Source organism: Ruegeria sp. BHSC026 (assembly GCF_059613065.1).
In genome coordinates, this window is record NZ_JBXWRV010000010.1 from 94,090 (window position 1) to 120,713 (window position 26,624).

The following is a 26,624-nucleotide window of genomic DNA, read 5'->3' on the forward strand; positions in this document are numbered from 1 at the left end:
TCCTGCAGTTGCTTCTTTATTTAGATGCAGGAGTGTTCTCGGTTCTCGGGGACATACGTCAGGTTATGCTCCCCGCGCGCTCTCTGCTTTGAGGTCACTGCGCTTTGCGCCTTCCCATGAAGGGTTCCACACGGGCCATCTGCTCGTCGCTCAGCCGGAATCGATCTGACATGTTCACCGGTTTCTTTGGGTGCGATGAATCATGTGGCACGGCGGAAATCAATGGGTCCCGAGCCTAAGGGGAGGGGGTGTCTGAAATTAGCCAAGGACTGGCAAGTTGCCCACCAAACCGAAGGTCAACACTTTCGCAGTCAGCCAATGCTCGGATGCTCAGTTTCACTTTATCTCGATGATGAGTTGGCGGGAGATAAAACGGCTTGGCATCCATCCTACTCGGCCAACTCGGTGTGCGTTTCTTGATAATCTATCGACGGGAACCAGCATCCCATACATCGCTTCGGCGTCCTTGAGCGAAGGTTGCCCAGGCGCCCAATTTTCCAATGTCAAATCCGAACCTGAGCGCCAGCGCCATCCCAACGAAGTCTTGGTCAACCCGATCGCAGGCCCGTAATTGTTTTTTATACTCGACGCTTGAGCAGTCCAAAGTTTTTGATCGAAACGAACCATATCAACTACGAACTCTTCTTCCTCCTTCGTTTCGATTTCGACGAGTTTGCCACCGACTTCTCTGAGATACGCGTCCAGGTCAGGTTCTCCGATCGTGGTACCGAGATCTACAGCCACGTACAGACTCCCTTGGAAAAAACCGTAGATTAGGGGCTTTCGCTTGAAAGTGCGGACGACTCTGGCAAGCCTAGTATCGTTTTCCAGAATCCCTATTGCCTCGGGATCAACAGGTCGAGCTATCGCCCCCGAAGTGGAAAAAAGGCCGGATGCGGGGGTGTCGCGGTCAATTTGGCCAAGGGCGGCCAAGGTCGCACGTGTTGGCAATCCTGTCTTCGGCAAGCCCAGCGCAAGTTGAACCTTCTCGATCGCCCCGATGGTCCGTGGACCGATCTGACCGTCAATTTGCCCGATATCGTTCCCCCTGGATTTCAGTGCCCACTGCATCTCGGACACCAGCTTCTTGGGCAGATCGAGCATTTCCAAGCCGAGCCTTCGCATTTCCGCATTCATGACTTCACCGTCTCGGATCGTGCGATACCGTCCGAAGGCTCGGGCTTGAAGATCGTCAAAGAGGGCCTGCTCTTCGCGCACAATCGCGCTTTTGGATAGCCTTCCGGTCGGGAAGCGCTCAAAATAGAGTGCCCAGCCGCGTGGAGAGGCAATTTTTTCGGCAGCAGCATAGGCGGTCAGTTCATTCTGAATGTTAGAGGCCGATTTTTCAACGTCACTCTTGGGTGGTGCGGCGGCAGTACGGGTGAGTTCTTCGTGCTTGCGCACAGCCAAACGAACCAGGGGGTGTGCCTCATGAACACCAAACCGTTCCAGAAAAGTTTGCCAGGCACCTATAGAGCCATCTTGATCCGCATCAGCGAAACCCGCTGCGATTTCTTGTCCAATGGAGGGCGCTTCCGGAACTGGAGTCATTGCTGCGACCTGAACCTCTGGCACCAGAAAAATGTCCTCGCCCGGAAGCGAACCGTAGGTAAACGGCTCTTGATACCCGTCGGTTGTCCGATAAACGGAATCGCGGATCTTGCGAAACATCTTTCCAATCTCAAGCCCTGGCTCCTCGATATGGGCAAGAAGCGCCTCGGCATAAGGGCTGTTTCGCCCCTCACCATCCAACGCCAAGGTTCCACCCCGTGCCGAGTAGCCCACCAGTACGCCACCGGGATCAATCCGCCCAAGGCCCTGCCCGACCGAGCGGGTCGCCGAGGTTCGGAGCATGTCGGTCAGGAACGGGTTATTTCTGCACGCATCCACCAGGACGACCTTGAGAGCCGACGTATCGGCCACCGCATTGATGACCGCATCCAGCCTGATCGCCTCGAACTCTACGTCCCGGTCGCTTCGGAGTTCGGCGTTTACAGGGATCAAGTAGTTGGTCTTGTCGATTTCCACGCCATGACCAGCGAAGTAGACAAACACCATATCCGCGTCTTGAGCTGTTTCGGCAAAATCCCGAATCGCAAGACGCATCTCGCGATAATCCAGATTGAGACCGGATGTTACTGCAAATCCGATTCTTTCTAGTGCCTTCGCGATGTCCTCGGCGTCATTGGCCGGGTTTCCGAGGTTGCTGACGAACTCATAGTCGGAATTGCCGATCACAAGTGCGACGCGTTTTTCCGCCGCAGCCACCGATGGAAGGATGGAAGCGAGTAGCAAAAACCATGCGGCCAGACGAATAAATTGTCTCTTCCTGGCTGAAGCCTTCGACAGAAACTCGAGTCTCATCTTTGCTTTCCCGTTTCAAAGTCCTGCCGATTGCAGAAGCTGCGTGAAACCGCTGACATCCTGCACGCGGACACGACCCGAAAAGTCGATATCGGTCAGGTATCCAAGCGCATCGAACCAGATGCCTGCTGATGCCGCCTCTGCTGCGTTCCCAAGGCGCGGTCCGCTACGCTCGATCAGGCTGGTTGCTCGCTCTACGACTTCGCGCGTTTTGCCATCGGCCAGATAGATCGTGATCGCATGGATTCGCCCCGGCTCCAGATCTCTGTCGCCCCTTGCCATGTCGAGCCCGTAGAGTCCGGGGCGGAAACGTGCGTTTTGGGCTGTCCCGGCAACCCGCACCCCTTCCTCCAGCAAGGTGACCTCGGCTTGCATGATACCATCAAATGGTTCCGTCAACTCCCAGACGACAAGAGGGCGGCTTTCAGAAGATAATCCACCTCCGTCGGGAGCAATCACACGAACCCGCTTGCCAGAAAGCTCGAGATCTCGGGTGCCCGCGCCAACGCGGTCGGCTGGCACGCCCGAGGCCGGAGGAACGAAAACAACCGTAGTTTGCTCTTTGGACTCGTTAGCCTTCTTTGATTCCGCTGTGACCGAGGCTGCGCCGACAAAAAACGTCGCAACAGCCAAAGCAGGAATAACCAAGAAGTCGAGTTTCATCGAAACACCCGATGTCGGTTACCGAATTAGTCCCGCGATCGTATAAATCCGATGGGTCGTCGTTTTGTCGTCATGCAGAAGAGTGCCTGCGGGCGAGCACTCGGCAAATCCATCCAAAAGGAGCATAAATTCTTCGCTGCAGCATATCGTAACAGGCTGAATTTGTCGACCTTCCAGCGTCTTGGCATAGGCTTCGATACGAGCCGCAACATTGACCGCATCCCCGACCAGATTGTAGCGCATCGAGCCCTTTCGCCCGATCGTCCCGCCAAAAACCAGCCCGCTGTGAAGCCCAATCCTCATGGCATATGGCCAGCGAACACCGTCTGCCGAGTTGAGTCGTGCAACCGTCTCGCGCATTTTGAGGGCGCAAGCGCAGGCTGCGCGGGCATCATCGGTCAGTTCTTTGCCGCTCTCGCGGGCCAGGGGCGCACCGAAGGCAACCAAGATGCCATCACCGGTGAACTTCTCGACAAATCCACCGTGGCAAGCGGCATCTTCGCTGAGAGCGTCAAGCAGCGTACCAATCCAAGCAAGGTAGGCATCAGGTTCAGCTTTACCGCCCACCGTCGTAGCGCCGACCACATCGGCGAACAGCAAACTCACCTGCAATCGCCGCGGGATCGTTTCGCCCTTGGAGAGTATGGATGCCCGCTGGTTCCAGATTTCCTGCGCCAGTTCTGGCGACAACTGGCTTTCAAAGAGCTGAGACATGACGCGACGTTGTTGCCGCGCACGTGAAGCCACAAAGATGAACGTCAGCACAAAGGCCGTGATCCACGCGGCGGTAACCGGCACAGCGGGCAACCAGAGGTGCCAGTTCAGCGAGAATGTCATTCCTCCCAACAGTCCAATGGCCCCGGCTCCGCCAAGCAGGATTGCCAAGACCGGGTTCCGGAACAGGACAACGATCCCCGAAGCCAACACACTGGCAGCAACAACCATGAAGCCCTGGATCCAATGTGGTAGGTCCGTTATCGGGCGCAGTCCGTTTTGCACGTGGTCAACCAATTGCTGGACCAATGCCGCGTGAACCTGAAGCCCGTAGACATATTGAGTTCCAGAATTCCGGTTCAGCGGTGTAACGAAATGATCCTTGATCGAATCGCTGATTAGTCCGATCAGAACCACTTTCCCTCTCAAATCGGTTTCGCCTTCCAGCAATTCCCTAGCAGACAGCATCGGTGCCACGGGCAGGCGCTGGGCAAAATGAGCCATGATTTGATAGCCACTTGCGTCCAGCCTGGCATAGCTGCCGAAATCCGAGCTCAAAGGCGGCACGGGTATGTTGCCCAGCTTCAAAACCTGGGGGTCGTCGGGCCACGGGGTCAGTTCGGCGATGCCCAAAGCGGAGAATGCGAGTTGGAGTGAAAAAGAGTATTTCAACGTTTGGCCATCGTTCACCATAAGCAGCGAGCGACGCGCCACGCCGTCACGGTCGACTGGCACATCGGCGAACCCGAATGATCCCCTTTTCAAAGAGACATCTGGCGGCGTGATAACGAAGTCGCCTGCATTCCCCAGCTTGCCGATCGTCGTGACACGCGGATTTTTCAGTACCGCCTCCAGCGTAGCGGCACCGGGTTCGACCGGGCGCTCGCGAAGGATGTCCACACCCACCACTTTCGCGCCTGCCCCCAAAGCGGCATGTATTAGCCGGGCCAGTTGCTCATCACTGATCGGCCATCCCCATTTAGCGAGTTCATTGTCGCGGACGGCAACTATTGCGACGTCGGGCGTGAGATCGGACGATGCAGCTTGTGAAGTGGCAAAATCATAATGGGCGAGTTCAACAGGCTCGAGAATGCCTGTGCCGCGCGCCAGCAACGTCAAGCCCGAAACAATTGCAGACACGCAAGTAACAAGAGACAGCCCTGCTATTTTCGAGAACAACGTCAACTGCATAATCTAATTCGGCCATTCAAACTCAAGCCAAGACTACAACAGTTTTGCAATGCTGCTAACCGACTTGAGCTACTGGCTAATCCTTGGACGGTGTCCGGCGTGTTTTTGGCTTCTCTCTCTGCTCCTGACGATCGGGTTGATTTTCGTCTTGTCTCAGGCAATGGATCATCGCTAAAGGTTTTACGCCAAGGGCTGAATGGGCGCGTGCGGTAGAAAAACCTGACCCACTTTAAGACACCGGCCCGGCCTCTGACCTGGTTCGACAGGCGTGCAGGTAGATGCATCGCTCCGCAAAATGCCCCCGAAACCACGGCAGCAGATGAGATGTCGGCATCAGAGTTCTCGCGCTTTTTGCGGCGCGCGTTCCGCAACCTTGTTGATCACAGTGTCGACGGCTCGATCCACTTCATCTGCATGGACTGGCGTCATATGGGCGAGATACTTGCAGCGGGGCAGAGGGTCTGCGACGATCTCAAGAACCTGATTGTCTGGGTCAAGGACAACGGAGGTATGGGCACCTTCTACCGCTCACGGCACGACTTGATCTTTGCCTTCAAGAAGAGGGACGCGCCGCATATCAACACTTTTGAATTGGGGCAGCACGGGCGCTACCGGACCAATGTCTGGCAGTATCGCGACGTCAACACCATGCGGGCAGGGCGCATGGAAGAACTGGCGCTGCATCCGACCGTAAGGCCCGTGCAGATGATTGTCGATGCCGTCCGCGATGTGTCCGGACGCGGTGACATCGTGCTCGATGTCTTTGGCGGACCCGGCTCGACGTTGATCGCGGCTGAGAAAACCGGCCGGCGCGCCTATCTCTGCGAGTTTGACGAGATCTAATGTGATCGCATCATTGCCCGCTAGGAGGCCTATGCCAGGGACGAGGCGGCGCAGGTTCTCTGCGGCTGGACGCCAGCGGCGACAAACAAGGCGATGGAGGCGGCGGAACGGGCAGCGACAAGGACAAGCGCGGGCTCGTGGCCCGACCCGGCTATGACGTGGGATATGGTAAACCGCCGAAAGACGCCCGCTTCAAACCGGGCAAGTCTGGTAATCCGAAGGGGCGGCCCAGGGGATCAAAGAACAAACGTCCGGGCATGCATGAGGAACGTATGAAAGACATCATTCTCGATGAGGCATACCGCGACATCACGATCCGGGAAGGGCGCCGCAGCGTGACAATCCCCATGGTGCAGGCGGTCATGCGGTCTCTGGCTGTGAACGCCGTCAAGGGCCAGCACCGCGCGCAGCGGCTCTTCTCACAGTTGCTGGCTGAGGTGGAAAGCTCCCGCAACATGCTTCACGCTGAATATCTGGACAAGGCGCTGACCTAAAAGATCGAATGGGAGAAGGAACTGCGCAGGGGCGCAGAAGCCGGGAAAAAAACCATGGATAAGCCCATTCCGCATCCGGATCACATCAAGATCGACTTTCGAACTGGTAAGGTGCGCATTGTCGGACCAATGACCAAAGGAGAGAAAAAGGTATTGGACGACTGGCGTAGAAAGCTTCCTGACCTCCGTGCCAATATCGACGATCTGCGTGAGGCGATGGTCCACGAGACCGACCCAGATGAGATCGCAGAGCTCGAACGCCACACCCGGATAGGTGAAGAGCTGTACGAGCGGACCAGCACCGCTTTGGCAGTGGCCGAGCAACCCACTTCGGAGTGAGCACGAGCCCAAAGCGCCCAAGTGCTTTACGCCGACTTGCTTCGAGTGAAGAGTATACCGATGAGGAGAAGGGAGCGAGACTATGGCCTTTCCTGAAGCAATGGCAGCAATCCAAAAACACATCAGGGCGGCAGACGCACTCGCTGCGCTGGGCGCAAGAATTGGGGCGGCCTCAGGCCACCTCCGACCAAATGATACTCTTACCTCGAAACTTGACGCTGTCGTCGACGCGTTCGAGCCCGACTTGCTGGACGGCTTGACGGACGAAGAACTGGACGCGCTGTATGGGTTTGTCAGGGCAGCCATGCGCCAAATGCTGCATCCACTAGAACTACCCGACGACGGCAGCTTTGGTTGGTCGTTCGACGACCCCGGCATTCTCGAAACTCAGGGACGTTCATCCCGGCTCGTGACGAAATTTCTGACCGAGTACGCGGCAAAAGAGCCGGAATTCGAGGCCACCCTGTCAAACGCTCCACGGTTTCTTGATGTTGGGAGCGGCGTCGGATGGATTTCTCTTTCCATGGCCCAGCAATGGCCATCGCTTACCGCAATCGGCATAGACATCCTCGGGCCTGCTCTGGACCTTGCCGCCAATAACCTGGAACAAACAGGGCTAACCGATCGCGTCACCTTCAGAAACGAGAACGTCGCCGACCTGAAGGAAAATGCTGCATTTGACGTTATCTTCGTACCGGTCATTTTCCTTCCCGAGGCCATCATTGACCAGACCTTCAAGAACCTTCAACAGGCACTCAAGCCGGGGGGATGGCTGTTTGCGGCCGCATATCGCGTGCCAGAGGATCGCAAGTTGGCTGCTCTCAATGACCTGCGGACGACAATTTCAGGAGGTCGAGCCTGGAGCGACAAACAACTGGCGACTATGGCGGAGAACGCCGGGCTTGTTTCGGTTGGAGATATCGCCGCTGGATCGCCACTTCATCTTTGGGCGTCCCGCCGTGAAACCTAGAGTGAGCCAGTGAGCGCTTTGTCCGCGCAGCAGACGCTCACGAGAATACTGCGAGCGTCCGCACCGAGCCCAAAGCAGAACGTTAGAATTTCTCAGTTTGCCACGCAGCAACAGATAAGCTGCCGAACTCAGCGAAAACTGGAGTAGTAACAATCAGCATTGAAACCTGTTATTTTGCTGATTGTTTCGAGACGGCCGTTTGATTTGTAAGCTGACGCTGTTGTTACATCGTAGCCATATTCCCGTTTTAGGATGATCGGTAAGCCAACGGCGAATTGATGCATGTGCGGGATTTCTGCGTTTGGGTCCTTGATTGCATTTTTCGGAGATTTTTGCAGGGCGCGCTCCCGAAAATCAGAGTAACTCACCCCACCATTCACCGTTTGATTAGCAAGGTTCTGAAACCTTGGACCAAGTTTGGCGTCCTTGAAAAAGTCGGTGCCGAAACTTCTGGCAACTAGCGCGTAACCAAAGGCGCTTTCTGCTCCCAGAGTGTGATACCAATAGCCGCGGTAGCCGCGAAATGAGTTTTCTTTCAGCATGCCTTGGGCATCTATCTTTTTGATGAAAGAGGAGCGGCGCTTGCGTATTTCGCTTTTGGCGAGCCGTGCATCACGTTTCCACCTAGCGTAGGCAAGCACGCCCAAACCATAGTCTCCAAATTCATACAATCCGTCACTTTTCGCGCCGTTTGACGCCAGTGGGGAAATGAATTTCTTGTAGATCTTGTCAAAGTACGTATCCAGAATTCGTTTCTGATCTGGTGTTGCGTACTCCTCAAGCACAATGGCCGAATACAACATTGCAACGCCAGTATACCCAGTGTGTTGCACAACATGCAGTGGACATGGTCGGTCGCTTCGGCCACCTTTCCAGCACTCCACTTTTTTTGCGCTATTATATGATGGGGCATTCAGCAGGGCGTTCGCTTGCGCAAGATTGACCAGAGTGCCCAAGATTTTTTTGCCGGCCGTGGCGTCACCTTTTGCCGCCGCGCCATATGAAACTTCTAAGAGCTTTGTCCACCTTTTGGAGAAGGCATCGTGGTTGACGTTCAGAGAATTGGTGCTCGTCATGCTCGCCGAACTTAGTGCTGAAATCATCTTAAGGTCACTGTTCAGGCGAGATGAAGAAAAAAACTTCGAGCATGCAGAGCCTTGCAGGCGTTCAGCGAAGAAGTCCGTTGGGAACGTCACGTTTTGCGCGCTTGCCGACGTCGAAATAATCGACGACGCGACAAAAACGGATAAGATCCAATGTCTAAAGAAAAATTGCATTATGCTTCTTCAGGTTCCCCGTATTCAAAGAATTGGAATATATTGATACTTGCAACGTCAAAGGCCCGCTTTTTTCTCATTTAGTACTATCCACGCGCTCAATTTCCAAAATATACCCTCGTGCTGAGCCGGCGCCATTTGCATCGTCCCAATACGGTGAAGGCTGGTGAACGTAATTGTGGAACCGAACGACGTCCGAGTTCCCACCATGATTGTTTGGCTGGCCTTCTGACCAGTTCGAAAACGTAACCGGTTCGCCGCTGACCAGCGCCCACCCACCGTCTGGCTCAATGGCCCCTTCTTCCTGATATGTGCCGATCCAAGGTCCGAAAGCTTGCCCATCCTGATGCATATCCCACAAGCGCTCATCGTTCTTAATGAGTTCGAAAACAAAACTGTTCTCCGCTTCGGATGTAATGGAGGCTAAATAGCCACCCCTTTTTTTGGCATCTGCAACAGCTGACTGCCAGGAACTGCCCCATGTCAAAATTGCATAATAGGAATGTTCATTCCATTCGCCTGACGCAACAACGTCAGACATCTGGGGCAGTGGAGGTGCATCTAGGTTGCTTTCAGACGTCCACGGCGGCGACCCACCAGAAAGCGTTGTAGTGCTGTCACGAGCAGTTAGAACATACACAAGACCCAAGCAGGCGGCAGCGAAAAAGGCACCTCCCGCGGCCAGAATGCGCAGCTTGTTTTCTTTGCGCGCACTGACATCTTGGATGCCCTCAACGTTGTAAGTGCGCACCGGACGATCAATGTTTCTTAGACGCTTGGTTCCCATAGCACGGAACCCAAGGGACAGCTTGCCTTGTATCTGGTCGTGTACCTCGCCAGACAAGCAGATCCCACCGGGTTCAGCGAGGCTTTCTAGTCGAGCGGCCACATTTACGCTGTCACCTAAAAGGTCACCATCTTGAAGGATCACGTCTCCGACATTTATCCCGATGCGAAACTGAACTTGTGAAGACGACGGAACCGAGAGGTTGCGTGTCCGAATTGCTTCCTGAATTTCAACGGCACATCGCACCGCTTCGACAGAGCTCGCAAATTCAGCAATAATGCTATCGCCAGCGGTGTTGGCAATCCGACCACCAAAGTTCTCAATAAGCGCATCAGTCACTGATCTATGCTCTAAGAGCATTTTAGCAGTGCCTTCTTCATCGACGCTGGTAAGACGACTATATCCGGCCACGTCGGCAGCCAGTATGGCTGCAAGACGTCTTGCAATCTTGTTAGTACTCGCTTGCGTTTCGTTATCTTGCGGCAAAATTCATTTTCTTATGATGCAATGGTAAGTGTGCTACGTTCGCGACTGACGCTTAACAAAAAATACCGAGACCAAATCGAAAATCTAGCGCTTTCTTATTTCCAGCTCCCGCAGTTTTCCAATGATAAGGCGTTCGTCTAACTTTTTGCTTCAAGGTGAATGCCAGCTAAGTCCGCTGAGCTGACCTATGTCGCGTTGATCAGCCCCACCTGAGTGGTCCAGTTTGACTGTTAGTGCGTAGTCGGCCTCTGGTCCATCGGGACGACGGTTTCCGGGGCCGGTGGGCGGTAACCCAGGGCGCTGATCGTGCGCCCCGATGTTCCCTGTTCCGGCGACTAGCGCTGGCGGGGGAAAGCGCCGGTCGACCGTTCAACGCGCTGCCGTCTGATTGAACTGCGTGAACATGCATGCAAGATGGAATGATCTTGCAAGGAAGCATGCCGATGACCGAGACCCCAAGACTGTTCCAGCCCCTCAGGATTCGGGGCGTCGAAACCCGCAACCGTGTCGTCATCTCGCCGATGTGCCAGTACTCGGCGCATGAAGGGCACATGGATGACTGGCATCTTGTGCAACTCGGCCGCTTCGCGATTGGCGGCGCCGGCATCGTCTTTACCGAGGCGACCGCCGTGCAAAAGGCCGGGCGCATCACGCACGGGTGCCCCGGGCTTTGGGCCGACAGCCAGATTCCGGGTCACGCAAGGATTGCACAATTCGCGCTGCGGAACGGTGCCATTCCGGCGCTCCAGCTTGGGCATGCGGGGCGCAAGGCAGGGATGCAGCGGCCGTGGTTCGGCAATGGCCCTCTGAACGACGCCGATATCGCCCGCGGCGACATGCCCTGGACGCCGGTCGGGCCAAGCGCGATACCTGTTGCCGATGGCTGGCCCGTTCCGCATGAGCTGCCGGTGTCCGAGATCAAGGCCCTGATCGACGATTACGTGTCCGCGACGCACCGCGCGCGAGAGGCCGGCTACAGGATAGTCGAAATTCACGGCGCCCACGGGTACTTGCTGCACAGCTTTCTGTCGCCGCTCTCGAACAGGCGCAAGGACGCCTATGGCGGGGATTTGACCGGGCGCATGCGGCTTGCCCTCGAAATCGCCGAAGCGGTGCGCGGCGCCTGGCCGGAAGACCTGCCCTTGTTCTTTCGCACCTCGGCGGTCGACGGGTCGCCCGATGGGTGGAGCCTCGAGGACACTGTTGTGCTGGCGCGTGCGCTCAAGGACATTGGCGTCGACGTGATGGATTGTTCCTCAAGCGGCATCGCCGGGGCCGCAACGGCAAGCGGCTCGCAAAAGCGGCAACCGGGTTTCCAGGTTCCCTATGCTGATCGCGTCCGGAACGAAGTCGGCATGGCAACGATGGCCGTGGGCTTGATAACGCACCCTTTGCAGGCCGAAAAAATCCTTGCTGACGGGGCTGCGGATCTTATCGCCATCGCGCGCGAGGCGCTGGTCGATCCGCAATGGGCGCTTCATGCCGCCAGAGATCTGGGCCACGACACCGACTTTACGGAATGGCCCGTACAATCGGGCTGGTGGCTCGCCAGCCGTCAAAGGACATCGGATTTCTATAAGCCCTGAAGTCGTGAACTTCTCGTTGGTGAGCGCCTTCTGGTTCACAAAAAGGAGCTTTCGGAGGGGCTGCATATCTTACCTTGCCGATGAGCCGTTTTGGTTATGCAAAAGCACGGAGCAAGATACTGAAGTCGCTAGCCGTGTTGCCCGGGGTGATAACGCATGGTGCCAGGTCAGCGCTTCGCTATGTGGGATGTCGCATGCCACCCGTTCGGGGCTCAGGCAAGGTAGGAATCTGTATTGGTTACAGTCGCGTAGCTGCCGTTCAGCGCCCCCATAATAGTGGCGTGAACAAATTCGGCCGGCACTGTAACGTTCCCAAAAGAGGTTTCCTTCGCGCCGCAAGCATCTTCTATGACGGTCACATCGAACCCGAGGTCGCGTGCTGCGCGTGCCGTCGCGTCGATACACATCTGTGACATCGCTCCGCAAATCGTGACGCTGGTTACCCCCGCATCGCGAAGCAGAGCTTCCAACCCGGTATCGTGAAAGCTGTTGGGTCTGTGTTTCAGAACTGTCGTTTCATCACCTTGCGGTGAGACTGTATCATTGATCCTTGCGCCATCCGTACCTGCGACGAAGAACGGCCCACCTTGCGGCATTTCATGGTGCACATGGACAATTATATCCTTTTTCTTCCGGGCTGCCTTCAGGAGCCGTGCTGCATTGACAGCAGCCTCTGCCATATTGGCAACGGGCCATTTTCCACCTTCGAAATAATCATTCTGGATATCCACAAGTATTAGAGCAGTCTTCATGCTTGGGCCTCTTCCTCGGCAGGTTGCGTGCAATAAGCAAGGCATGATGCAACGAAGTTGCCTGCGGTCAAGCCTGACGCTGCCGTGCGATCGTGTTCTGGTTGTCGAACACCATGTGGATCATCTCGGGCGTTTCGGTCAGCCGTGTACCGTCCATAGGCGTTGTGCCTTACTTTTCGGAATGCGCCATAAGAGAAGTTGCTGATAGGCAAATCGCGATCGCGCCCAGTAAGCGGTAGAGGTTTCGGTTCATATCCCAGCCCCGTCATAGAATTGTGGGCGACCGGCGCGGAGTGGCCGGTCGCTTTGTTCCGTGGTTCAGTTCGGCATCATCGCGCCAATTGCGTACATGCCGTCCGATCCCTTCACGAGCATAAGCGTAACCTCGTCGCCCGCGGCAATCTCACCCATCATTTGGGCGTTATCGAGAAGCGGCAAATCCATCGTCATCGCTGGCCAGCCGATCTCCGGGATTGGGTCGTGGCTGACATTGGCCATGCCGTCGCCGATCGAGTTAACGACGGCCTTTGCGTGTACGGCGCCTTCCATCTGTTCGGACGACATTGGCATGTTGGAATGGTCCATATTGCCGTGGTTCATCTGAGCGAGGGCCGGCAGGGTCGTGAAGGCCAGGAGGCCGAGCGTTGCAGTCAGTTTCTTCATTGTAAACTCCAGGAGTTCAGGTTGCAGTTTCTATTATTCGGCAGGCGCTGAATGTTCAGGCCGCAGAACGAGGGGGCCGATCTCGCGGTTGACACGGGGCAGTGCCAGCATCTTCCAAATCACGAAGATCGAAGGGATGACGAAAAGGGTCAGCAGGGTCGCGGTGACCATGCCGCCGATCATCGGGGCCGCAATCCGCTGCATGATCTCGGAGCCGGTGCCGGTGCCGTACATGATCGGGATGAGCGCCGCGAAAATCGTGGCCACCGTCATAACCTTGGGCCGGACCCGCAGAACCGCACCTTCGAAGACGGCCTCCTCGATGTCGTCCCGAGTCAGCTTTCGGTTCTCCGCCTGTGCGAGCTTGCGGCGCTTCTCCCAAGAAAGATTGAGGTAGAGAAGCATCACGATGGCGGTCTCGACCGCGACCCCCGCGAGCGCAATGAAGCCGACGAGCACTGCCACAGAGATGTCGAAAGCGAGATACCACAGGAACCAGACGCCCCCGGCCAACGCCAACGGCAGGGCCGCGAGGATGATGCTCACCTCGATGATCCGGTTGAAGGCCATGAAGAGCATCAGCGTGATGATCAGAAGCGTCGCAGGGGCCACGATAGTGAGCCGCTCTTGCATCCGTTCGATGTATTCGTACTGGCCAGACCAGGTGAGCGAATAGCCCGGGGGCAAGGTGACCTCTTCGGCTACTCGCGCACGGGCCTCAGCGACATAGCTGCCGAGATCGCGCCCTGCGATGTCGATGAAGACGAAGCCGGTGCGCCGGGCGTTCTCGGACCGGATCATCCCCGGACCGTCCACGATGCGGATGTCGGCAAGTGCCGCGAGCGGCACATGGGCACCCGAGGGTGTGACCACCGGCAAGGTTTCGAGCCGCTCGGGGCTGTCCCGCCAGGACTGTGGGTAGCGCAGATTGATCGGGAACCGTTCTAGCCCTTCGACGGACTCCGACACCTGCATGCCACCGATTGCCGTCTGAACAACGTCCTGCACGTCCCGGACGCTCATCATGTAACGGGCGGCCGCCTCTCGTCTCACGTCAATCTCGATGAAGCGCCCACCGATGGGTCGTTCGGCATAGGCCGAGGCGGTGCCATCTATCCCTTTTACCGCTTCTTCAACGGCGACACCGATTTGCTCGATGACGTCTAGATCGGCGCCTGAGATTTTCACGCCGACCGGCGTCTTGATCCCCGTCGCCAGCATGTCGATCCGGTTCTTGATCGGCTGGATCCACACATTCGTGACGCCCGGCACCTGAACCACACGGTCAAGTTCGTCGCGGATCCTCTCCATCGTCATTCCGGGGCGCCATTCCTCCTCGGGCTTCAGCTGGATCGTGGTTTCGATCATCGTCAGCGGCGCCGGATCGGTTGCCGTGTCCGCGCGTCCGAGTTTGCCGTGCACCGTCTCCACCTCGGGGATGGTTGCGATCAGCCGATCAGTTTGCTGCAGGACCTCGCGCGCCTTGCCGATCGAGACACCGGGGTAGAGCGACGGCATGTAGAGAAAGTCACCCTCGTTCAGTTCCGGCATGAACTCCGAACCGAGGCGCTGGAGCGGATACCACATCGAGGCGACGACCGCGGCGGCCAGAAGCGTCGTGGCCCAGGGCCAGGCGATGGCCGCGTCCAGGAATGGGCGATATGTCCAGACAACGATGCGATTGAGGGGGTTCTTGCGTTCGGGCAGGATCCGACCGCGAATGAAGTATCCCATCAGCACCGGCACCAGCGTGATCGACAAAATCGCCGCTGCCGCCATTGCATAGGTCTTGGTATAGGCCAGCGGCTTGAACAGCCGTCCTTCCTGATTTTCCAGAACGAAGACCGGAAGGAAGCTCACCGTAATGATGGCAAGCGAATAGAAAAGCGCAGGTCCAACTTCGGATGCGCATTCCTGCACGATCCGCCAACGGTTCTCAGCCGTCAGCTTCTCCTTTTCGAGCCGACGGTGCATCGCCTCGATCATCACGATGGCGGCGTCGACCATTGCGCCGATGGCGATGGCGATGCCACCCAGCGACATGATGTTGGCGTTCACGCCCTGGGCCTTCATCAGGATGAAGGCCGCGAAAATGCCCAGAGGAAGCGACAGTAGGATCACCAGCGACGAGCGCAGGTGCAGAAGGAACGCGGCGCAGACCAGCACCACCACGATGAATTCCTCGGTCAGCTTCTTCTGCAGGTTCTCGATGGCCCGTTCGATCACCCCGGAGCGGTCGTAAGTCGTGACGATCTCGACGCCCTCGGGCAGGTTTGGGCGCAGTTCTTCTATCCGAGCCTCCACCGCCTTGATCGTGGCCAGTGCGTTGCCGCCCCAGCGCAGGATCACAACGCCGCCCACAGCGTCGCCTTCGCCATTGAACTCGCCGACGCCGCGTCGCATCTCCGGCCCGAGCCGGATCTCGGCCACGTCGCCCAGCGTCAGCGCGGCACCTCGCTTATTGACCATCAAGGGCGCGCTGGCGAGGTCCGAAAGCTCGTCAATGTAGCCCGACGAGCGGATCATGAACTCCGCTTCGCCCATCTCGATCACGCTGCCCCCGGTCTCCCTGTTTGCGGCCTGGATCGCTCCGCGCAGCTGCGCGAGCGTGATGTCATAGGCTCTGAGCTTGTTTGGATCGACGACAACCTGGTACTGCTTGACCATCCCGCCGATGGTGGCGACTTCAGAGACGCCTTCGACTGCCTGTAGCTCGTATTTCAGGAACCAGTCCTGAAGCGTGCGGAGCTGCGACAGGTCATGGTTCCCGGTGCGGTCGATCAGGGCATATTGGTATATCCACCCTACGCCCGTCGCATCCGGGCCCAGCTGCGGGGAGACGCCCTCGGGAAGACTTCCGGTAATTTGGCCGAGATATTCCAGCACCCGCGAGCGCGCCCAGTAAAGATCAGTGCCGTCCTCGAAGACAACATAGACGAAGCTGTCCCCAAAGAACGAAAAGCCGCGCACGTCCTGCGCGCCTGGCACAGCCAGCATCGCCGTGGCCAGTGGATAAGTGATCTGGTTCTCGACCACCTGCGGCGCCTGACCCGGATAAGGCGTGCGCACGATCACCTGCACGTCGGACAGGTCGGGGATCGCGTCCACCGGTGTCTCGCGGATGGCCCAGACTCCGGCCGCCGCCATCATGAGCGCGAGCGCCACGATGATGAAGCGGTTCGCAATCGAGGCGCGGATGATGGCCGGAATCATTGAGAGACACTCCGAGCGGCGGCGGTGCCCACGAGGGTCATCGAGAAGTCGGGGTTGCGATGCAAAAGCAGGATGAGTTCTTCACCTGTGGGCAAGGCAGTCGGATCAATGTCATCAGCGATGGCGAAATCCATGGTCATGCCCGGCATGCCGATCTCGGCCATGGGTCCATGGGTGATGTTGGCCATCCGAGCGTCCGGGTCGACTGCGTTGATGGTGCCCGAGACCTCCATCGGCGGTTGCACGGGCTCAGCCCCCGCCAAAACCATCGTCATGCCGTCTGGGCGCGCAAAGGTAAGCGACACTTCCATCCCGGTCGGCAAAGAGGTCGGGTCGAGATCGGCATCGACGGAAAACTCCATTGTCATCCCTGGCATCCCGATCTCCATGATCGGCCCGTGGGTTATGGTCGCCCGCCCGGCCTCGGCATCGACGGCGTCGATGGTACCGGTGACGGTGATTGGCGGCGCACTCGGGACGACAGGCTCGGCGGCCGCCAGCACCATGGTCATTCCATCCGGCCTTGCGAAGGTGAGGGTCATCTCCTGATCTGTTTCGGTTCCAGAGAGGTCCAGTTCCGGGGCCACTGCGAATGCCATCGTCATGCCTGGCATGCCGATTTCAGTGATCGGTCCGTGGGTGATCGTTGCCTGTCCCGTTGCCGGGTTGATGGCGTCAATCGTTCCTGAAACGACGATTGGAGGAGCCGCCGCGGTCGGCGTCTCGTCAACTTCCTCCACCGCCGGTGCATCTTCGCCCTCGGCGCGCACCGCGATAATGGAGAACAAGCCGTTCTCATCCTTGGCGAGATCGAACTCGATTGGCGTATCGAGTGGCACGCTCGCGGGATCGATGCCGGCCAGATCAAGATCCATCTGCATGGCAGGCCAGCCCAGGTCTGGAATAGGGCCATGATCGAGCGTTAGCTTGCCTTCGGGCGTCACGGCCAGCGCCATACCTGTTCCCGTCGCAGCGACACCATCATCGGGACCCAGTTCGATCAGGCCAAGCAGACCGTCGGCGCCGCGTGCGGCGCGGAACGACACCTCCTCTCCCTCCCGCAGCCGGTCCAGCGACACGTCCGCGCGCACCGGGAACTCGGACGTCATTGCCGGCCAGTCGAGGCTTTCCAGGGCACCATGGCGAAGCGTCGCGACCCGCCGGTCACGGTCCAGCGCGACAAGCGTGCCTGTCCCACGAGCCGGCTCTTCATCGGTCGGCGCCATCCGCATGAAGCCCGCACTCAGGGCGCTTTCGCTGTCGATCAAAAATTGCGCCGAGGCGACGACCTCCTCACCCGGAGACAAGCCTTGCAGGATTTCCGTGCGGCCACCTTCTCCGAAACTGTCGCGAAGGCCCGTCGTGACGAGCCGCGGCCGGAATGTTCCCTCGCCCGTCTTCAGGATGACCCGCTCCGCCGATCCGGTGCGGATCACAGCCTCGGACGGAACTGTAAGTGCCTGACGGCTTGTATTGGGAAGGAGGCTCACGTTGCCGAACATGCCGGGCCGAAGCAAGCCTTCCGCATTGTCGAACCGCAGGCGGACGGGAAGAGTGCGCGTGCGCGGGTCGAGCTCGGGATAGATGTAGTCGATCCGGCCCTCGAAGATCCTGCCGGGAAGATGCTCGAAGCGGGCGACAGCAGTCATGTCTTCGGACAGGCGCGAGATGTCACGCTCGAACACATCCACGATCAGCCAGACCTGGCTCAGATCCGTGATCGAGACCGCCTGGGTGCCGGGTTGCAGGAACATGCCATCCGCAGCCTCAAGGGCCACTACGATGCCATCTCTTGGAGCTTCTACGGTGATGCGGCGCGCAATTTCGCCGGATGCCTCGATCTCTGCAATCTGTCTGTCGGTAGCCCCATGGCTGCGCAATTTGTTACGCGCAGCCTCAAGGGACAGGCCGGTGCCTCGCTCAAGCGAGCGCAGGAAATCGAAGCTCGCGACGCCGAATTCCGGAGAAAAGAGCTCGAACAGCACGTCGCCTTTTCGTACGACGTCGCCAACCGCCCTGACGTTCAGAACCTCGATCCATCCATCGACGCGCGTGTGGACATGGCTGGTCAGATGCTCGTCGTAGCTGACAAATCCGACGGTTTCGATCCTTGGCGCCACATCCGTCATCCGAGCTAGCGCGGTCCGTACCCCGATGGCGTTGATCTCGGCCGCGCTGAGCGAGACCTCCGAAGGGTCGTCGGAAGGTTCCTGCCCGGCATAAACCGGGATCAGATCCATTCCCATGGGCGACTTGCCCGGGCCGGGTTGCCGGAAATTCGGGTCCATCGGAGCGACCCAATAGAGGATCTCCGGACCGTCCGATCCCCCGGTATTCTCCGGATTAAGGTAGAGCCTCTCAAGTGTGATACCGCCTGCGGTGCCGCCCGCCAAAGCAAGGATCGCGAGAGCCGTGTAGCGTCCACGCATTGCAACCTCCTGCCAGCCGATCCGCTGTGGATCGGCCAAGAAATCAAGATGAACCCGAACCGCTAAAAGGCTCGGGTCCGCAAGAACCTGTCAGGAAAGTCGGGGAGGGCGTTCAGGGAGAGGGGTGTCGATCGAAGGTCCGACCAGATTTGTCATCCGCTGAGCGCAGGCGCTTCGGCTGTGATCAGTGGCCAGTAGAATGTCAGAATGTTGAAATTCAGAAAGGCAGCAAACCGATACATGGCAGTTTGACGCGGCCTTGCTCTCGGGTTCACAGCATTCTGCGTTGGGGTTCCCGGATGTCATATGGTGCGATGCGTGGTCTATCGATCCGGTGTCGGACGATATCCAAGCGACGTTTCCATGAATGTCATGCCCCGCGTGGTCCATCGAAACGGCCGCAGCCAGTCCTGTGATCATGAGCGACATGCACATGATCAGCGCCGTTAGACGCTTCGCTGCAAATCTGTACGCGACCGTTGCCATGACTCTGAAATAGTTTCGGCTACGTATCGAGACAACTAGATTTTGCGTGAACGCGTCTGAAGGGGCGCTGTTTCATGACTGATAAGTCCGTCAAGCAGTCATTCGGCCAAGTGGGCCTCGGTCCGAACCTGACCGAAACCGTCAGATGTCTCCTAAGAGCGGTATCCGGAAGTGCCTCTGCTCGCACGCTGGCAGACGCAGAAACCACTCCGGCTGAGTCGCCAGCTGCGCTGCAGAAAGAAAAGCTGCCGTTCGAACCGACTGTTGCGTGTTTTTTGCCCTGAGGTCCGAGTTGCGGACAAAACTGCCGGTCGCTTGTATTCAGCAATCAAAGGCTTAGGCGTAGCCTTCAACGGAAGAAGTTATCATTGACTTAATTCAAGGCTACCGGCGCGTGTAGGTGGCAACCTGAGTAACGCCAAACACTATCCGCCGAGGGCTGGTGGGGTTTAATTTCCTGCGCTTCGCTACATTTTTTCCGAAAGTCAGCAGATTGGCGCTGCTGGCCATAACTATGCAGCCACGAACCGCTACGGTGTCGTGGAATACCAAAGATGGTATCCATTACATAGCAGAGTCTCCATTTTTTGGAAATTCGAAGCGGTACTCTCTTCCGTGTCAAGCGGAAACGCTTTCAAATGTACCTTAAACCTGCAATTTGCTACATTACAGACGTGGAAAAGAGTGCATTTACAATAAGAAACCTAAAGAGAGTCTACGGCGAAGGGCCTGCGGCCGTGCACGCATTGCGTGGAGTAACTCTAGACATTCCGGAACGAGAAATCGTTGTGCTACTTGGCGCTTCAGGCAGCGGAAAATCGACCTTGCTGAACATTGTCGCGTTGATCAGCCCCACCTGAGTGGTCCAGTTTGACCATTAGTGCATAAGCGACCAATTTTCCGTCTAGTCGCCGATAATATTCCTGATCCTTTCGATGGTCGCGTTATCCACTTCGACCCCTTGCAAACGCGCCTTCACTCGATGCTTCCGGCGTCCTTCACCAGGCAGTCGTGCACCGTCCTGCGCCTCAAATGCGTCGGTTAAGCGAGAAAGAAGCGCTGCATATCTGTCGCCGGCCGTTTTCTCGGGATCAATAGCAATGAAGAATTGACCAGTCTTTGGCGGACCGCCGACGGTTCCGGAAAACGGCGAGGCGTCTATCCCGAGCGTAGCGCCTGTCATCAAAACCGCCATCGTCTCGACGAGTAGAGCCGCGCCGACCCCTTTGTAACCTCCTGATGGGGCCATCGATCCCTTCAGCCCGACCTCTGGATCAGTGGTCGGGTTGCCATCGGGGTCCAGCGCCCAACCTACCGGGATCGGCTTACCTTCGCGGGCGTGCTTCATAACTTCGCTCTTGGCGATTGTGCTGGCACTCTGATCGATCAGGATTGCCGGTTCGCGGTCGAGGCCCGGAACGGCGATCGAAAGGGGATTCGTGCCGACCACGGGTTTGGACCCGCCGGATGGAGCTATCGATGCTGGCGCATTGGTGAATCCGAGTCCGACTAGCCCGGATCGCGCCAATTGCGCCGTGTGATAGCCCAGAACGCCACAATTGTAACTGTTTCGAATGGCCAGCGCCGCGATACCTTGTTCGCGCGCCAGTGGCACCAGGCGCTCGAAGCCAAGATCGATCGCAGAATGGGCGAACCCAGTCATTGCATCGACGCGGACCACTGATGGACTGGATACCTCGAGCTTTGGCTGCGCCTGACCGTCGACTTTACCGCAACCTACGTGCTCGCAGTAAATCGGGATGTAGGCCAGGCCGTGACTCGCGATCCCGTCGGCCTCGGTCGCGCTTGTGGCAACGGCAAGTGGCCGTGCATTAGCCTCCGATGTACCAGCCGCAACAAGCGCGCGAAAGCTGAGGTTCTCGATATCAGCGAGGCTGAGTGTAGTTGTCGGCATTAGTGAAACCTCGGCTTAATCATTGTCGGACAGTCCGGCACCCGCGCCCTTGAGGCGCGACTCCTCGGTGGCCGGCGCATAAGTACGATGGGCAAAGGCCAACAGTGCCGCCCAATCATTCGCGTCGGGATCTGCGCGCAGACGGTAGCTGTATGGCTGATCAATCGTTCCTCCGATACAGATACTGGCCCCAACAGACGAACTCGGAGGCGCACCGCTCGACGACAAAAGCTCGCCGTCTGTACACAAGACCAAATCGTCAAGGACAACCTCTACGGGCTTTTCGAACTCACGGGCCAGAAGAGCGGCAAAGGGTGCCAAAAACACCGGTACAGCCACAGCCCCAAGCCGGATGTCTTTGCCGCCAAGTTCGTGGGCGCGATCTGAAATTGCCGCACCTGTCGCCAGAGGGCACAAAATGCCGCCCCTCGCGGTCCAGGGCTCGCTGCCGGTTTGAGGCAACCACCCAGCGATGTTTTGCCCGTCGATCCGCTCAAGTAGTTCAGTGAGTGCTCTGCAACCGTCAAGATCGCGCGAGCAAAGCCAGCGAGTTGCCTTCCCGGCTTCCTCCGCCAGCCCCCAAGGATAGCCCGCGCCGCGTGCCGCCCTCTTTGCGGTAGCCTCGATCTCATTCAATGACAGGTTCATACCGAGAACTCCGGAAAGACCCAGTCATCAGCATTGGTCGGCGTCAGCTCCTCGGGATACGGCGCGCCCGCGTACATGCAAATGCGTACCCAGCGGTCCGAACGCGGGTCGAAATGCGTTGCTCCGAAAAACGAAAGCTTCGCCCGCAGCATGTCGATCGGCATGACATCTGCTGCGATCGTGTTGTCGTGGATCTCGCCATAGGGCGCGATGCGGCTGATCTGGGCGCGGCGGACGGTGTGGCGATGCTCGGGGTGGTTCAGCAGGAACTCGGCAATCGGCGCATCATCACCCCAGTCTTGCAGCGCGGCGAAGGCCTTGGCGGCATCTCGGGCCGGGGCCAGGGGCTGTTCGTAATCCGATACTGGTTCTTCAAAGCGCTCGCCCAGGCGCGGTTCCAGTTTTTCCTCGGACACATACCAGGCTCGGGCGCAATTCTGCGAGTTCTGCCAATCCAGTTTCAGCGCCCAGCCGAATGAAGTCTCCAAAAGCCGCCGGACCTCGCCAATCGGCATTGCGCCATCGATGCGGAACGCGGCCGCGTTGCTGTCCGCCATGCAATGCGCCAGGCCATCAACCAACTGGCCGTACGGTTCTAGAATGAGAGAGGCGACAAGCTCCTGCCCCTCCTCGCTCAACGCGCTTTCGGACCAAAGGACTAGACGGTTCCACGGCTCGGGACCGTCGAGGTTGCTGCCGTCCACGAAATCGCGCAGGCGGCCGAGGTCGCTCCGCAGATCAGAGAGTTTCGCAATCTGAAACGGATGCTCAGACCTCCACTGCGCTACAGAGATCTCTGTTCGCGCTAGTCTGTCCAGAAAGACGGCAATTTCTTCGGATGTAGCTGTGTCAATTGACCGTACGCGAGAGATCGCCTCTTCGCGGGCCATGATCCAGTTGTTGAACAGGATTGGGTGATTGACGATGAAAGGCGCCATTCCCAGTCCAGTTGAATTCCCGATTCCGAGCCGCCGGGCGATTGCTGGATCAAGATCGGCTGCCCGGTCCCCGCCTTTTGCCCGTGCCATGTGCTGGACGAGGTCACGCACGAAGATTCTGGTCAGATAGACCGACAACATCTCGGCCTGGAACGGCACCTGCATCTCGGGGCGGTCGGCGATCGCCTCGCGGTCGGCCGCGCCGAATTTGCCGGATCCGTACACGGCCGTCGTCCGCATCAGGTAGCCGACATCGTCGATCATCCCCGCGTCGGGCTGCCGTCCGGCCGCGAGGGCGTCGACGACATGCCGCCAGAGCCGGACGGAGCGGTTGGCGCGCGACAGCGACAGCTCCCTCTCGGACACGCGGCCGGCCTCTTGCAGGGGAACATTCCGCGCGAGCCGGTCGATATCCTGCGGTGTGGGAACGCCGTCGAACAAGGCGAAGGTGGCGTCCCAGGCCTCGGCGATGACCCGGTCGGACCGCAACTCGTCCGGAAGGTCATGGGCGAAGGACACCAGCGAATAGCTGCGCGTCGGGCCCGTCGCGGTATACACCGCCCGCCCGACGCCTTTTGGGTCGATATCGAAAACGGGGCGGGTGAACGTCCAGCCCTCGCCGGCTAGCCGGCGGGTGAGGATGCGCATGAAGCTCAGACGGCATTGATGAAGAGACCCCAGCCGCCTGAGCGTCATGACCCGGGCCGGGTCCCGCCGCGCGATATGGGGCGCCGTACGGGTCACGACGCCGGGCCGGGGCCGAAACTCTCGGCGAAGAAGCGGTACCAGTTCCACCCCATGATCCCTGCGACCTCGGCGTCGCTCATGCCGACCTCGCGCAGCCCGGCCTCGATAGTCCCGAAATCGCGGTTGTCCCGAAACCAGTCGGGCATCTCCGGGAAACCCGGATTGGACGCGGACCCTTCGCCGTAGTCGATCTGCTTCGTCCAACGCCCCGTCCGCATCCACTCGACCACGCTGTCGGGCTGATCCTGGCAAAGGTCGGAACCGATCCCGAGGTGATCGGTGCCGAACCTGTCAGCCGTGCGCGCGATCATCTCGCAGAAACTTCGCAGCGTGCAGCCGGATTTGTCGCGCAGGTGATGGGGATAGAGCGAAAAGCCCAGCATGCCCCCGTTCTGCGTCACCGCACTGATGACATCGTCTTTTTTGTTTCTGAGTGCGGGCGACCACGCATGGGGGTTGGCGTGGGTGATGGCGATCGGGCGGTCCGATATCTCGGCGGCCTCGATCGTGGATCGGTCGGCCGAATGGCTCATGTCTACGACCAGGCCGACGCGGTTCATCTCGCGGATCACCTGCCGTCCCATGCGGGTGATGCCGGTATCCTCGGCCTCGTAGCATCCGGTCGCCAGCAAGGACTGGTTGTTGTAGGTCAGCTGCATGAAGCGCGCGCCCAGCGTGTGAACGATCTCGACCAGCCCGATGTCGTCCTCGATCGGGCTGGGGTTTTGAAACCCGAAGAAGATCGCCGTCCGCCCGGTCTCGCGCGCGGTGTCTATGTCGCCGGCCCACCGCCCCTTCATGATCAGGTCGGGATGGGTTTCGAACCACCGGTTCCAGGTCTCGAAGTTCAGAACGGTTTCGCGGAAAGTCTCGTGATAGGCGATGGTGACGTGCACCGCATCGACGCCGCCTTCCCGCATCTGCCGGAAGATCTTCTCGGACCAGTTGGCGTATTGAAGACCGTCGATCCGCATCAGCTCGGACTACCTGCGCTGATGTAGGCGGTTTTGACCGTCGTGTAGAACTCTGCCGCAGCCCGTCCCTGTTCCCTTGGACCATAGGAACTGTCGCCGCGTCCCCCGAATGGCACATGATAGTCAGTTCCCGCCGTCGGAAGATTGACCGTAACGACGCCGGTCCGGGCATTTCGCCGGAAATGGGTAGCACGGGCGAGATCGCGGGTGACAATCCCGGATGTCAGCCCAAAATTCGTGTCGTTAACTGTCGCCAATGCCTCTTCATAGCTGTCGACCCGGATCACCGCGGTCAGCGGCGCAAACATCTCTTCCCGATTGATACGCATAGTATTGTTTGTATTTAGAAAAACACCAGGTGACATATAGTAACCGTCGTGGGGCAAATCGAGCCGTTCTCCTCCGCAGGCGAGTTCAGCCCCCTCGGATTTCCCGAGCTCGACATAAGCAAGGTTCTCCCCTAGTTGCTGGGCGCTAACGACTGGGCCCATCTGGGTGCCGTCCTCGAGTGCGTGGCCAACCTTCATGGCCTTTGCACCGGCCACGAGCTTTTCGACGAAAGCGTCGTGAACAGAAGAATGCACAATCAGCCGGGAGGATGCCGTGCACTTCTGACCCGTCCCGCCGAACGCGCCGCCCAACGCGACCGATACAGCGAGATCAAGGTCTCCGTCGTCCATGACGGCGAGCGCGTTTTTCGAGCCCATCTCCATCTGGACCTTGGTGAGGTTTTGAATAGCCGCTGCGGCAATCCCCCTGCCGACCGGCACGGACCCGGTAAACGAAATCGCATTCACTATCGGGCTTTCGACGAGTCGTTGCCCTACTGCGCGTCCCGATCCCATCAACAGTGAAAAAAGACCTTTAGGTATGTCCTGTTTTGCGATGATTTCGCTTAGAGCGACCGCTGAAGCCGGCGTGGCATTGGCGGGTTTCCAGATAACCGCGTTTCCATAGCAAAGCGCCGGCGCGATCTTCCAGGAAGCGGTCGCGGTCGGGAAGTTCCAGGGTGAGATAACGGCGACAACGCCGACCGGTTCTCGACGCACGTCGATTTCAACTCCCGCTCGAACGCTATCTGCGTTCTCGCCGATCTGGCGCAGGCACTCGGCGGCATAGTAAGTGAAGAACTGACCGGCGCGGTACACCTCGCCTTTGCCCTCCGCCAGTGGCTTGCCTTCTTCACGACTTAAAAGCGTGCCGAGTTCATCAGACCGGGCCATGAGTTCGTTGCCAATGTCCATCAGAACAGCTTGTCTGCGCTCAATCCCGACAGCGGCCCACTCCCTTTGTGCGTTCCGGGCCTGATCGAGAGCAGCGTCTATCTGATCGGGACTCGCTTGCGCGAATAAGCCGACCAGATCGCTTAGATCGGATGGGTTGCGGTTTTCGACTTCGCTCTCACCCGCAACCCACTCCCCTGCAATGAAATTTTTCTTTGCGTATGACATGCCCCGGCCCAGATGATTGATGGGCAAACATGGACCTTGCACGCCATATCAGTCAAACTTAATCTTCAGGAAGTTTGAAGCTGTGATCAAGATCGAAATGCTCCGTTGCATTGGAGCGGTGGCTCAGGCCGGTAACCTTGCCGACGCGGCCATTCGACTGGGGCGAACGCAATCGGCCTTTTCGAAGACCCTGAAGCACTTGGAAGAACACCTTGGCCAGCCGCTTTTTGAAAGCGAGAGGAAAAACCGTCTGTCTCCGCTTGGGCACGAAGTCTTTCGCTCGCTCAGCAGCAGTTGCGTCAATTAGACGATACCATTGACGCCATTGAATCTGCCGCACAGGCACCTCCCCGCGGAAGAGGTTGAAAGGCTGATCGCCGATCTCATCAGAGCGAGATTGGAGAGACACGATGTTGAGACGCGTCTTATCCGGGATCTATCTGCATCAGAGGTTGGCGCCACATCTGCCAAACTACATGAGGTGCAAAAGACACAGGACTGTCTGGCGTTGGTCGAGCGGGCAGATATCGCGCCAGGCGATATCGTCGTTCGTATGCACGTCGAAGACATCTCGAAGCTGGTTTAGGGTCAGGACTCATAACCAGTATATGACGAGAGCGGCAAGGGCGATGGCGGACAGGAAGACTTTCGGGCATCTGTCGTAGCGGGTTGCCACCCGCCGCCAATCCTTGAG

General features: G+C 58.2%; 21 protein-coding genes and 1 pseudogene. 7 read left to right on the forward strand and 15 right to left on the reverse strand.

Going from position 1 to position 26,624, the window contains the following annotated elements; translation table 11 throughout:
• Positions 1-336: 336 nt before the first annotated feature.
• From AC2FME_RS13360 to AC2FME_RS13370, 3 genes are read right to left on the reverse strand one after another with little or no spacing between them, the layout of a single operon-like run.
• The gene (locus AC2FME_RS13360; RefSeq protein ID WP_496800662.1) at positions 337-2,364 is read right to left on the reverse strand and encodes a caspase family protein; all 2,028 of its coding nucleotides are present in this window, start codon (positions 2,362-2,364) and stop codon (positions 337-339) included.
• A 15-nt stretch (positions 2,365-2,379) separates the two neighbouring features.
• Positions 2,380-3,027 (reverse strand): hypothetical protein, encoded by a 648-nt coding sequence (locus tag AC2FME_RS13365; protein WP_496800663.1) that lies wholly within the window; start codon positions 3,025-3,027, stop codon positions 2,380-2,382.
• Between the two features lie 18 nt (positions 3,028-3,045).
• Positions 3,046-4,932: a CHASE2 domain-containing protein gene (locus AC2FME_RS13370; RefSeq protein ID WP_496800664.1), complete on the reverse strand. Its 1,887-nt coding sequence runs from the start codon at positions 4,930-4,932 to the stop codon at positions 3,046-3,048.
• A 282-nt stretch (positions 4,933-5,214) separates the two neighbouring features.
• Between AC2FME_RS13370 and AC2FME_RS13375 the strand changes: the two genes are divergently transcribed.
• The 4 genes from AC2FME_RS13375 (at position 5,215) to AC2FME_RS13390 (ending at position 7,578) form a co-directional block, all read left to right on the forward strand.
• Complete coding sequence (locus tag AC2FME_RS13375) at positions 5,215-5,775, forward strand: DNA-methyltransferase (RefSeq protein WP_496800675.1); 561 nt, start codon at positions 5,215-5,217, stop codon at positions 5,773-5,775.
• 158 nt (positions 5,776-5,933) lie between these two features.
• On the forward strand, positions 5,934-6,269 hold the full coding sequence (locus AC2FME_RS13380) for a DUF5681 domain-containing protein (RefSeq protein WP_496800676.1): 336 nt from the start codon (positions 5,934-5,936) through the stop codon (positions 6,267-6,269).
• 54 nt (positions 6,270-6,323) lie between these two features.
• Complete coding sequence (locus AC2FME_RS13385; protein WP_496800665.1) at positions 6,324-6,608, forward strand: hypothetical protein; 285 nt, start codon at positions 6,324-6,326, stop codon at positions 6,606-6,608.
• Positions 6,609-6,690: 82 nt separating this feature from the next.
• On the forward strand, positions 6,691-7,578 hold the full coding sequence (locus AC2FME_RS13390; protein ID WP_496800666.1) for an SAM-dependent methyltransferase: 888 nt from the start codon (positions 6,691-6,693) through the stop codon (positions 7,576-7,578).
• 128 nt (positions 7,579-7,706) lie between these two features.
• On the opposite strand, the gene AC2FME_RS13395 is transcribed toward AC2FME_RS13390, so the two are convergent.
• Positions 7,707-8,855 carry a hypothetical protein gene (locus tag AC2FME_RS13395; protein WP_496800667.1) on the reverse strand — a complete coding sequence of 383 codons (1,149 nt, stop codon included), beginning with the start codon at positions 8,853-8,855 and terminating at the stop codon, positions 7,707-7,709.
• Positions 8,856-8,931: 76 nt separating this feature from the next.
• Positions 8,932-10,128, reverse strand: coding sequence for an adenylate/guanylate cyclase domain-containing protein (locus AC2FME_RS13400; protein ID WP_496800668.1), 1,197 nt, complete (start codon positions 10,126-10,128; stop codon positions 8,932-8,934).
• Between the two features lie 443 nt (positions 10,129-10,571).
• On the opposite strand from AC2FME_RS13400, the gene AC2FME_RS13405 reads away from it, so the two are divergent.
• Positions 10,572-11,714 (forward strand): NADH:flavin oxidoreductase/NADH oxidase, encoded by a 1,143-nt coding sequence (locus AC2FME_RS13405; protein ID WP_496800669.1) that lies wholly within the window; start codon positions 10,572-10,574, stop codon positions 11,712-11,714.
• A gap of 212 nt (positions 11,715-11,926) precedes the next feature.
• On the opposite strand, the gene AC2FME_RS13410 is transcribed toward AC2FME_RS13405, so the two are convergent.
• The 4 genes from AC2FME_RS13410 to AC2FME_RS13425 all read right to left on the reverse strand — a co-directional run bounded on the left by AC2FME_RS13410 (position 11,927) and on the right by AC2FME_RS13425 (position 18,771).
• Positions 11,927-12,466, reverse strand: coding sequence for a cysteine hydrolase family protein (locus AC2FME_RS13410; protein ID WP_496800670.1), 540 nt, complete (start codon positions 12,464-12,466; stop codon positions 11,927-11,929).
• 318 nt (positions 12,467-12,784) lie between these two features.
• The gene (locus AC2FME_RS13415) at positions 12,785-13,129 is read right to left on the reverse strand and encodes a copper-binding protein (RefSeq protein WP_496678544.1); all 345 of its coding nucleotides are present in this window, start codon (positions 13,127-13,129) and stop codon (positions 12,785-12,787) included.
• 33 nt (positions 13,130-13,162) lie between these two features.
• Entirely contained in the window at positions 13,163-16,342 is a 3,180-nt protein-coding gene (locus AC2FME_RS13420) for an efflux RND transporter permease subunit (RefSeq protein WP_496800671.1), read from the reverse strand.
• On the reverse strand, positions 16,339-18,771 hold the full coding sequence (locus tag AC2FME_RS13425; protein WP_496800672.1) for an efflux RND transporter periplasmic adaptor subunit: 2,433 nt from the start codon (positions 18,769-18,771) through the stop codon (positions 16,339-16,341). The genes AC2FME_RS13420 and AC2FME_RS13425 overlap by 4 nt, the downstream gene beginning before the upstream one ends.
• Positions 18,772-19,895: 1,124 nt before the next feature.
• On the opposite strand from AC2FME_RS13425, the gene AC2FME_RS13430 reads away from it, so the two are divergent.
• The gene (locus AC2FME_RS13430) at positions 19,896-20,117 is read left to right on the forward strand and encodes an ATP-binding cassette domain-containing protein (protein WP_496800673.1); all 222 of its coding nucleotides are present in this window, start codon (positions 19,896-19,898) and stop codon (positions 20,115-20,117) included.
• A gap of 44 nt (positions 20,118-20,161) precedes the next feature.
• Here the strand turns inward: AC2FME_RS13430 and AC2FME_RS13435 are convergent, their stop codons facing one another.
• Genes AC2FME_RS13435 through AC2FME_RS13455 form a run of 5 tightly spaced genes read right to left on the reverse strand, consistent with a single transcriptional unit; the run spans position 20,162 to position 25,930 of the window.
• The gene (locus AC2FME_RS13435) at positions 20,162-21,172 is read right to left on the reverse strand and encodes an Ldh family oxidoreductase (RefSeq protein WP_496687282.1); all 1,011 of its coding nucleotides are present in this window, start codon (positions 21,170-21,172) and stop codon (positions 20,162-20,164) included.
• 15 nt (positions 21,173-21,187) lie between these two features.
• The gene (locus AC2FME_RS13440) at positions 21,188-21,820 is read right to left on the reverse strand and encodes a DUF3726 domain-containing protein (protein WP_496800674.1); all 633 of its coding nucleotides are present in this window, start codon (positions 21,818-21,820) and stop codon (positions 21,188-21,190) included.
• Positions 21,817-23,454 carry a hypothetical protein gene (locus AC2FME_RS13445; RefSeq protein ID WP_496800677.1) on the reverse strand — a complete coding sequence of 546 codons (1,638 nt, stop codon included), beginning with the start codon at positions 23,452-23,454 and terminating at the stop codon, positions 21,817-21,819. The genes AC2FME_RS13440 and AC2FME_RS13445 overlap by 4 nt, the downstream gene beginning before the upstream one ends.
• A gap of 44 nt (positions 23,455-23,498) precedes the next feature.
• Positions 23,499-24,479 carry a membrane dipeptidase gene (locus tag AC2FME_RS13450; RefSeq protein WP_496687286.1) on the reverse strand — a complete coding sequence of 327 codons (981 nt, stop codon included), beginning with the start codon at positions 24,477-24,479 and terminating at the stop codon, positions 23,499-23,501.
• Positions 24,479-25,930 carry an aldehyde dehydrogenase family protein gene (locus AC2FME_RS13455; RefSeq protein ID WP_496678531.1) on the reverse strand — a complete coding sequence of 484 codons (1,452 nt, stop codon included), beginning with the start codon at positions 25,928-25,930 and terminating at the stop codon, positions 24,479-24,481. Before AC2FME_RS13455 ends, AC2FME_RS13450 begins: the two co-directional genes overlap by 1 nt.
• Positions 25,931-26,027: 97 nt before the next feature.
• Here AC2FME_RS13455 and AC2FME_RS13460 point away from each other — a divergent pair, with 97 nt between their 5' ends.
• Positions 26,028-26,237, forward strand: a complete 210-nt coding sequence (locus tag AC2FME_RS13460; protein WP_496800678.1) for a LysR family transcriptional regulator — start codon at positions 26,028-26,030, stop codon at positions 26,235-26,237.
• Between the two features lie 288 nt (positions 26,238-26,525).
• On the opposite strand, the pseudogene AC2FME_RS13465 reads toward AC2FME_RS13460, so the two are convergent.
• Positions 26,526-26,624 (reverse strand): annotated as a pseudogene (locus tag AC2FME_RS13465) (IS5/IS1182 family transposase); the annotation flags it as partial.

Coding starts and splice junctions, on each gene's coding strand:
- AC2FME_RS13360 (WP_496800662.1), bottom strand. CDS start 2,364: ATGAGACTCGAGTTTCTGTCGAAGGCTTCAGCCAGGAAGAGACAATTT.
- AC2FME_RS13365 (WP_496800663.1), bottom strand. CDS start 3,027: ATGAAACTCGACTTCTTGGTTATTCCTGCTTTGGCTGTTGCGACGTTT.
- AC2FME_RS13370 (WP_496800664.1), bottom strand. CDS start 4,932: ATGCAGTTGACGTTGTTCTCGAAAATAGCAGGGCTGTCTCTTGTTACT.
- AC2FME_RS13385 (WP_496800665.1), top strand. CDS start 6,324: ATGGATAAGCCCATTCCGCATCCGGATCACATCAAGATCGACTTTCGA.
- AC2FME_RS13390 (WP_496800666.1), top strand. CDS start 6,691: ATGGCCTTTCCTGAAGCAATGGCAGCAATCCAAAAACACATCAGGGCG.
- AC2FME_RS13395 (WP_496800667.1), bottom strand. CDS start 8,855: ATGCAATTTTTCTTTAGACATTGGATCTTATCCGTTTTTGTCGCGTCG.
- AC2FME_RS13405 (WP_496800669.1), top strand. CDS start 10,572: ATGACCGAGACCCCAAGACTGTTCCAGCCCCTCAGGATTCGGGGCGTC.
- AC2FME_RS13410 (WP_496800670.1), bottom strand. CDS start 12,466: ATGAAGACTGCTCTAATACTTGTGGATATCCAGAATGATTATTTCGAA.
- AC2FME_RS13415 (WP_496678544.1), bottom strand. CDS start 13,129: ATGAAGAAACTGACTGCAACGCTCGGCCTCCTGGCCTTCACGACCCTG.
- AC2FME_RS13420 (WP_496800671.1), bottom strand. CDS start 16,342: ATGATTCCGGCCATCATCCGCGCCTCGATTGCGAACCGCTTCATCATC.
- AC2FME_RS13425 (WP_496800672.1), bottom strand. CDS start 18,771: ATGCGTGGACGCTACACGGCTCTCGCGATCCTTGCTTTGGCGGGCGGC.
- AC2FME_RS13430 (WP_496800673.1), top strand. CDS start 19,896: ATGTACCTTAAACCTGCAATTTGCTACATTACAGACGTGGAAAAGAGT.
- AC2FME_RS13435 (WP_496687282.1), bottom strand. CDS start 21,172: ATGCCGACAACTACACTCAGCCTCGCTGATATCGAGAACCTCAGCTTT.
- AC2FME_RS13440 (WP_496800674.1), bottom strand. CDS start 21,820: ATGAACCTGTCATTGAATGAGATCGAGGCTACCGCAAAGAGGGCGGCA.
- AC2FME_RS13445 (WP_496800677.1), bottom strand. CDS start 23,454: ATGACGCTCAGGCGGCTGGGGTCTCTTCATCAATGCCGTCTGAGCTTC.
- AC2FME_RS13450 (WP_496687286.1), bottom strand. CDS start 24,479: ATGCGGATCGACGGTCTTCAATACGCCAACTGGTCCGAGAAGATCTTC.
- AC2FME_RS13455 (WP_496678531.1), bottom strand. CDS start 25,930: ATGTCATACGCAAAGAAAAATTTCATTGCAGGGGAGTGGGTTGCGGGT.
- AC2FME_RS13460 (WP_496800678.1), top strand. CDS start 26,028: ATGCTCCGTTGCATTGGAGCGGTGGCTCAGGCCGGTAACCTTGCCGAC.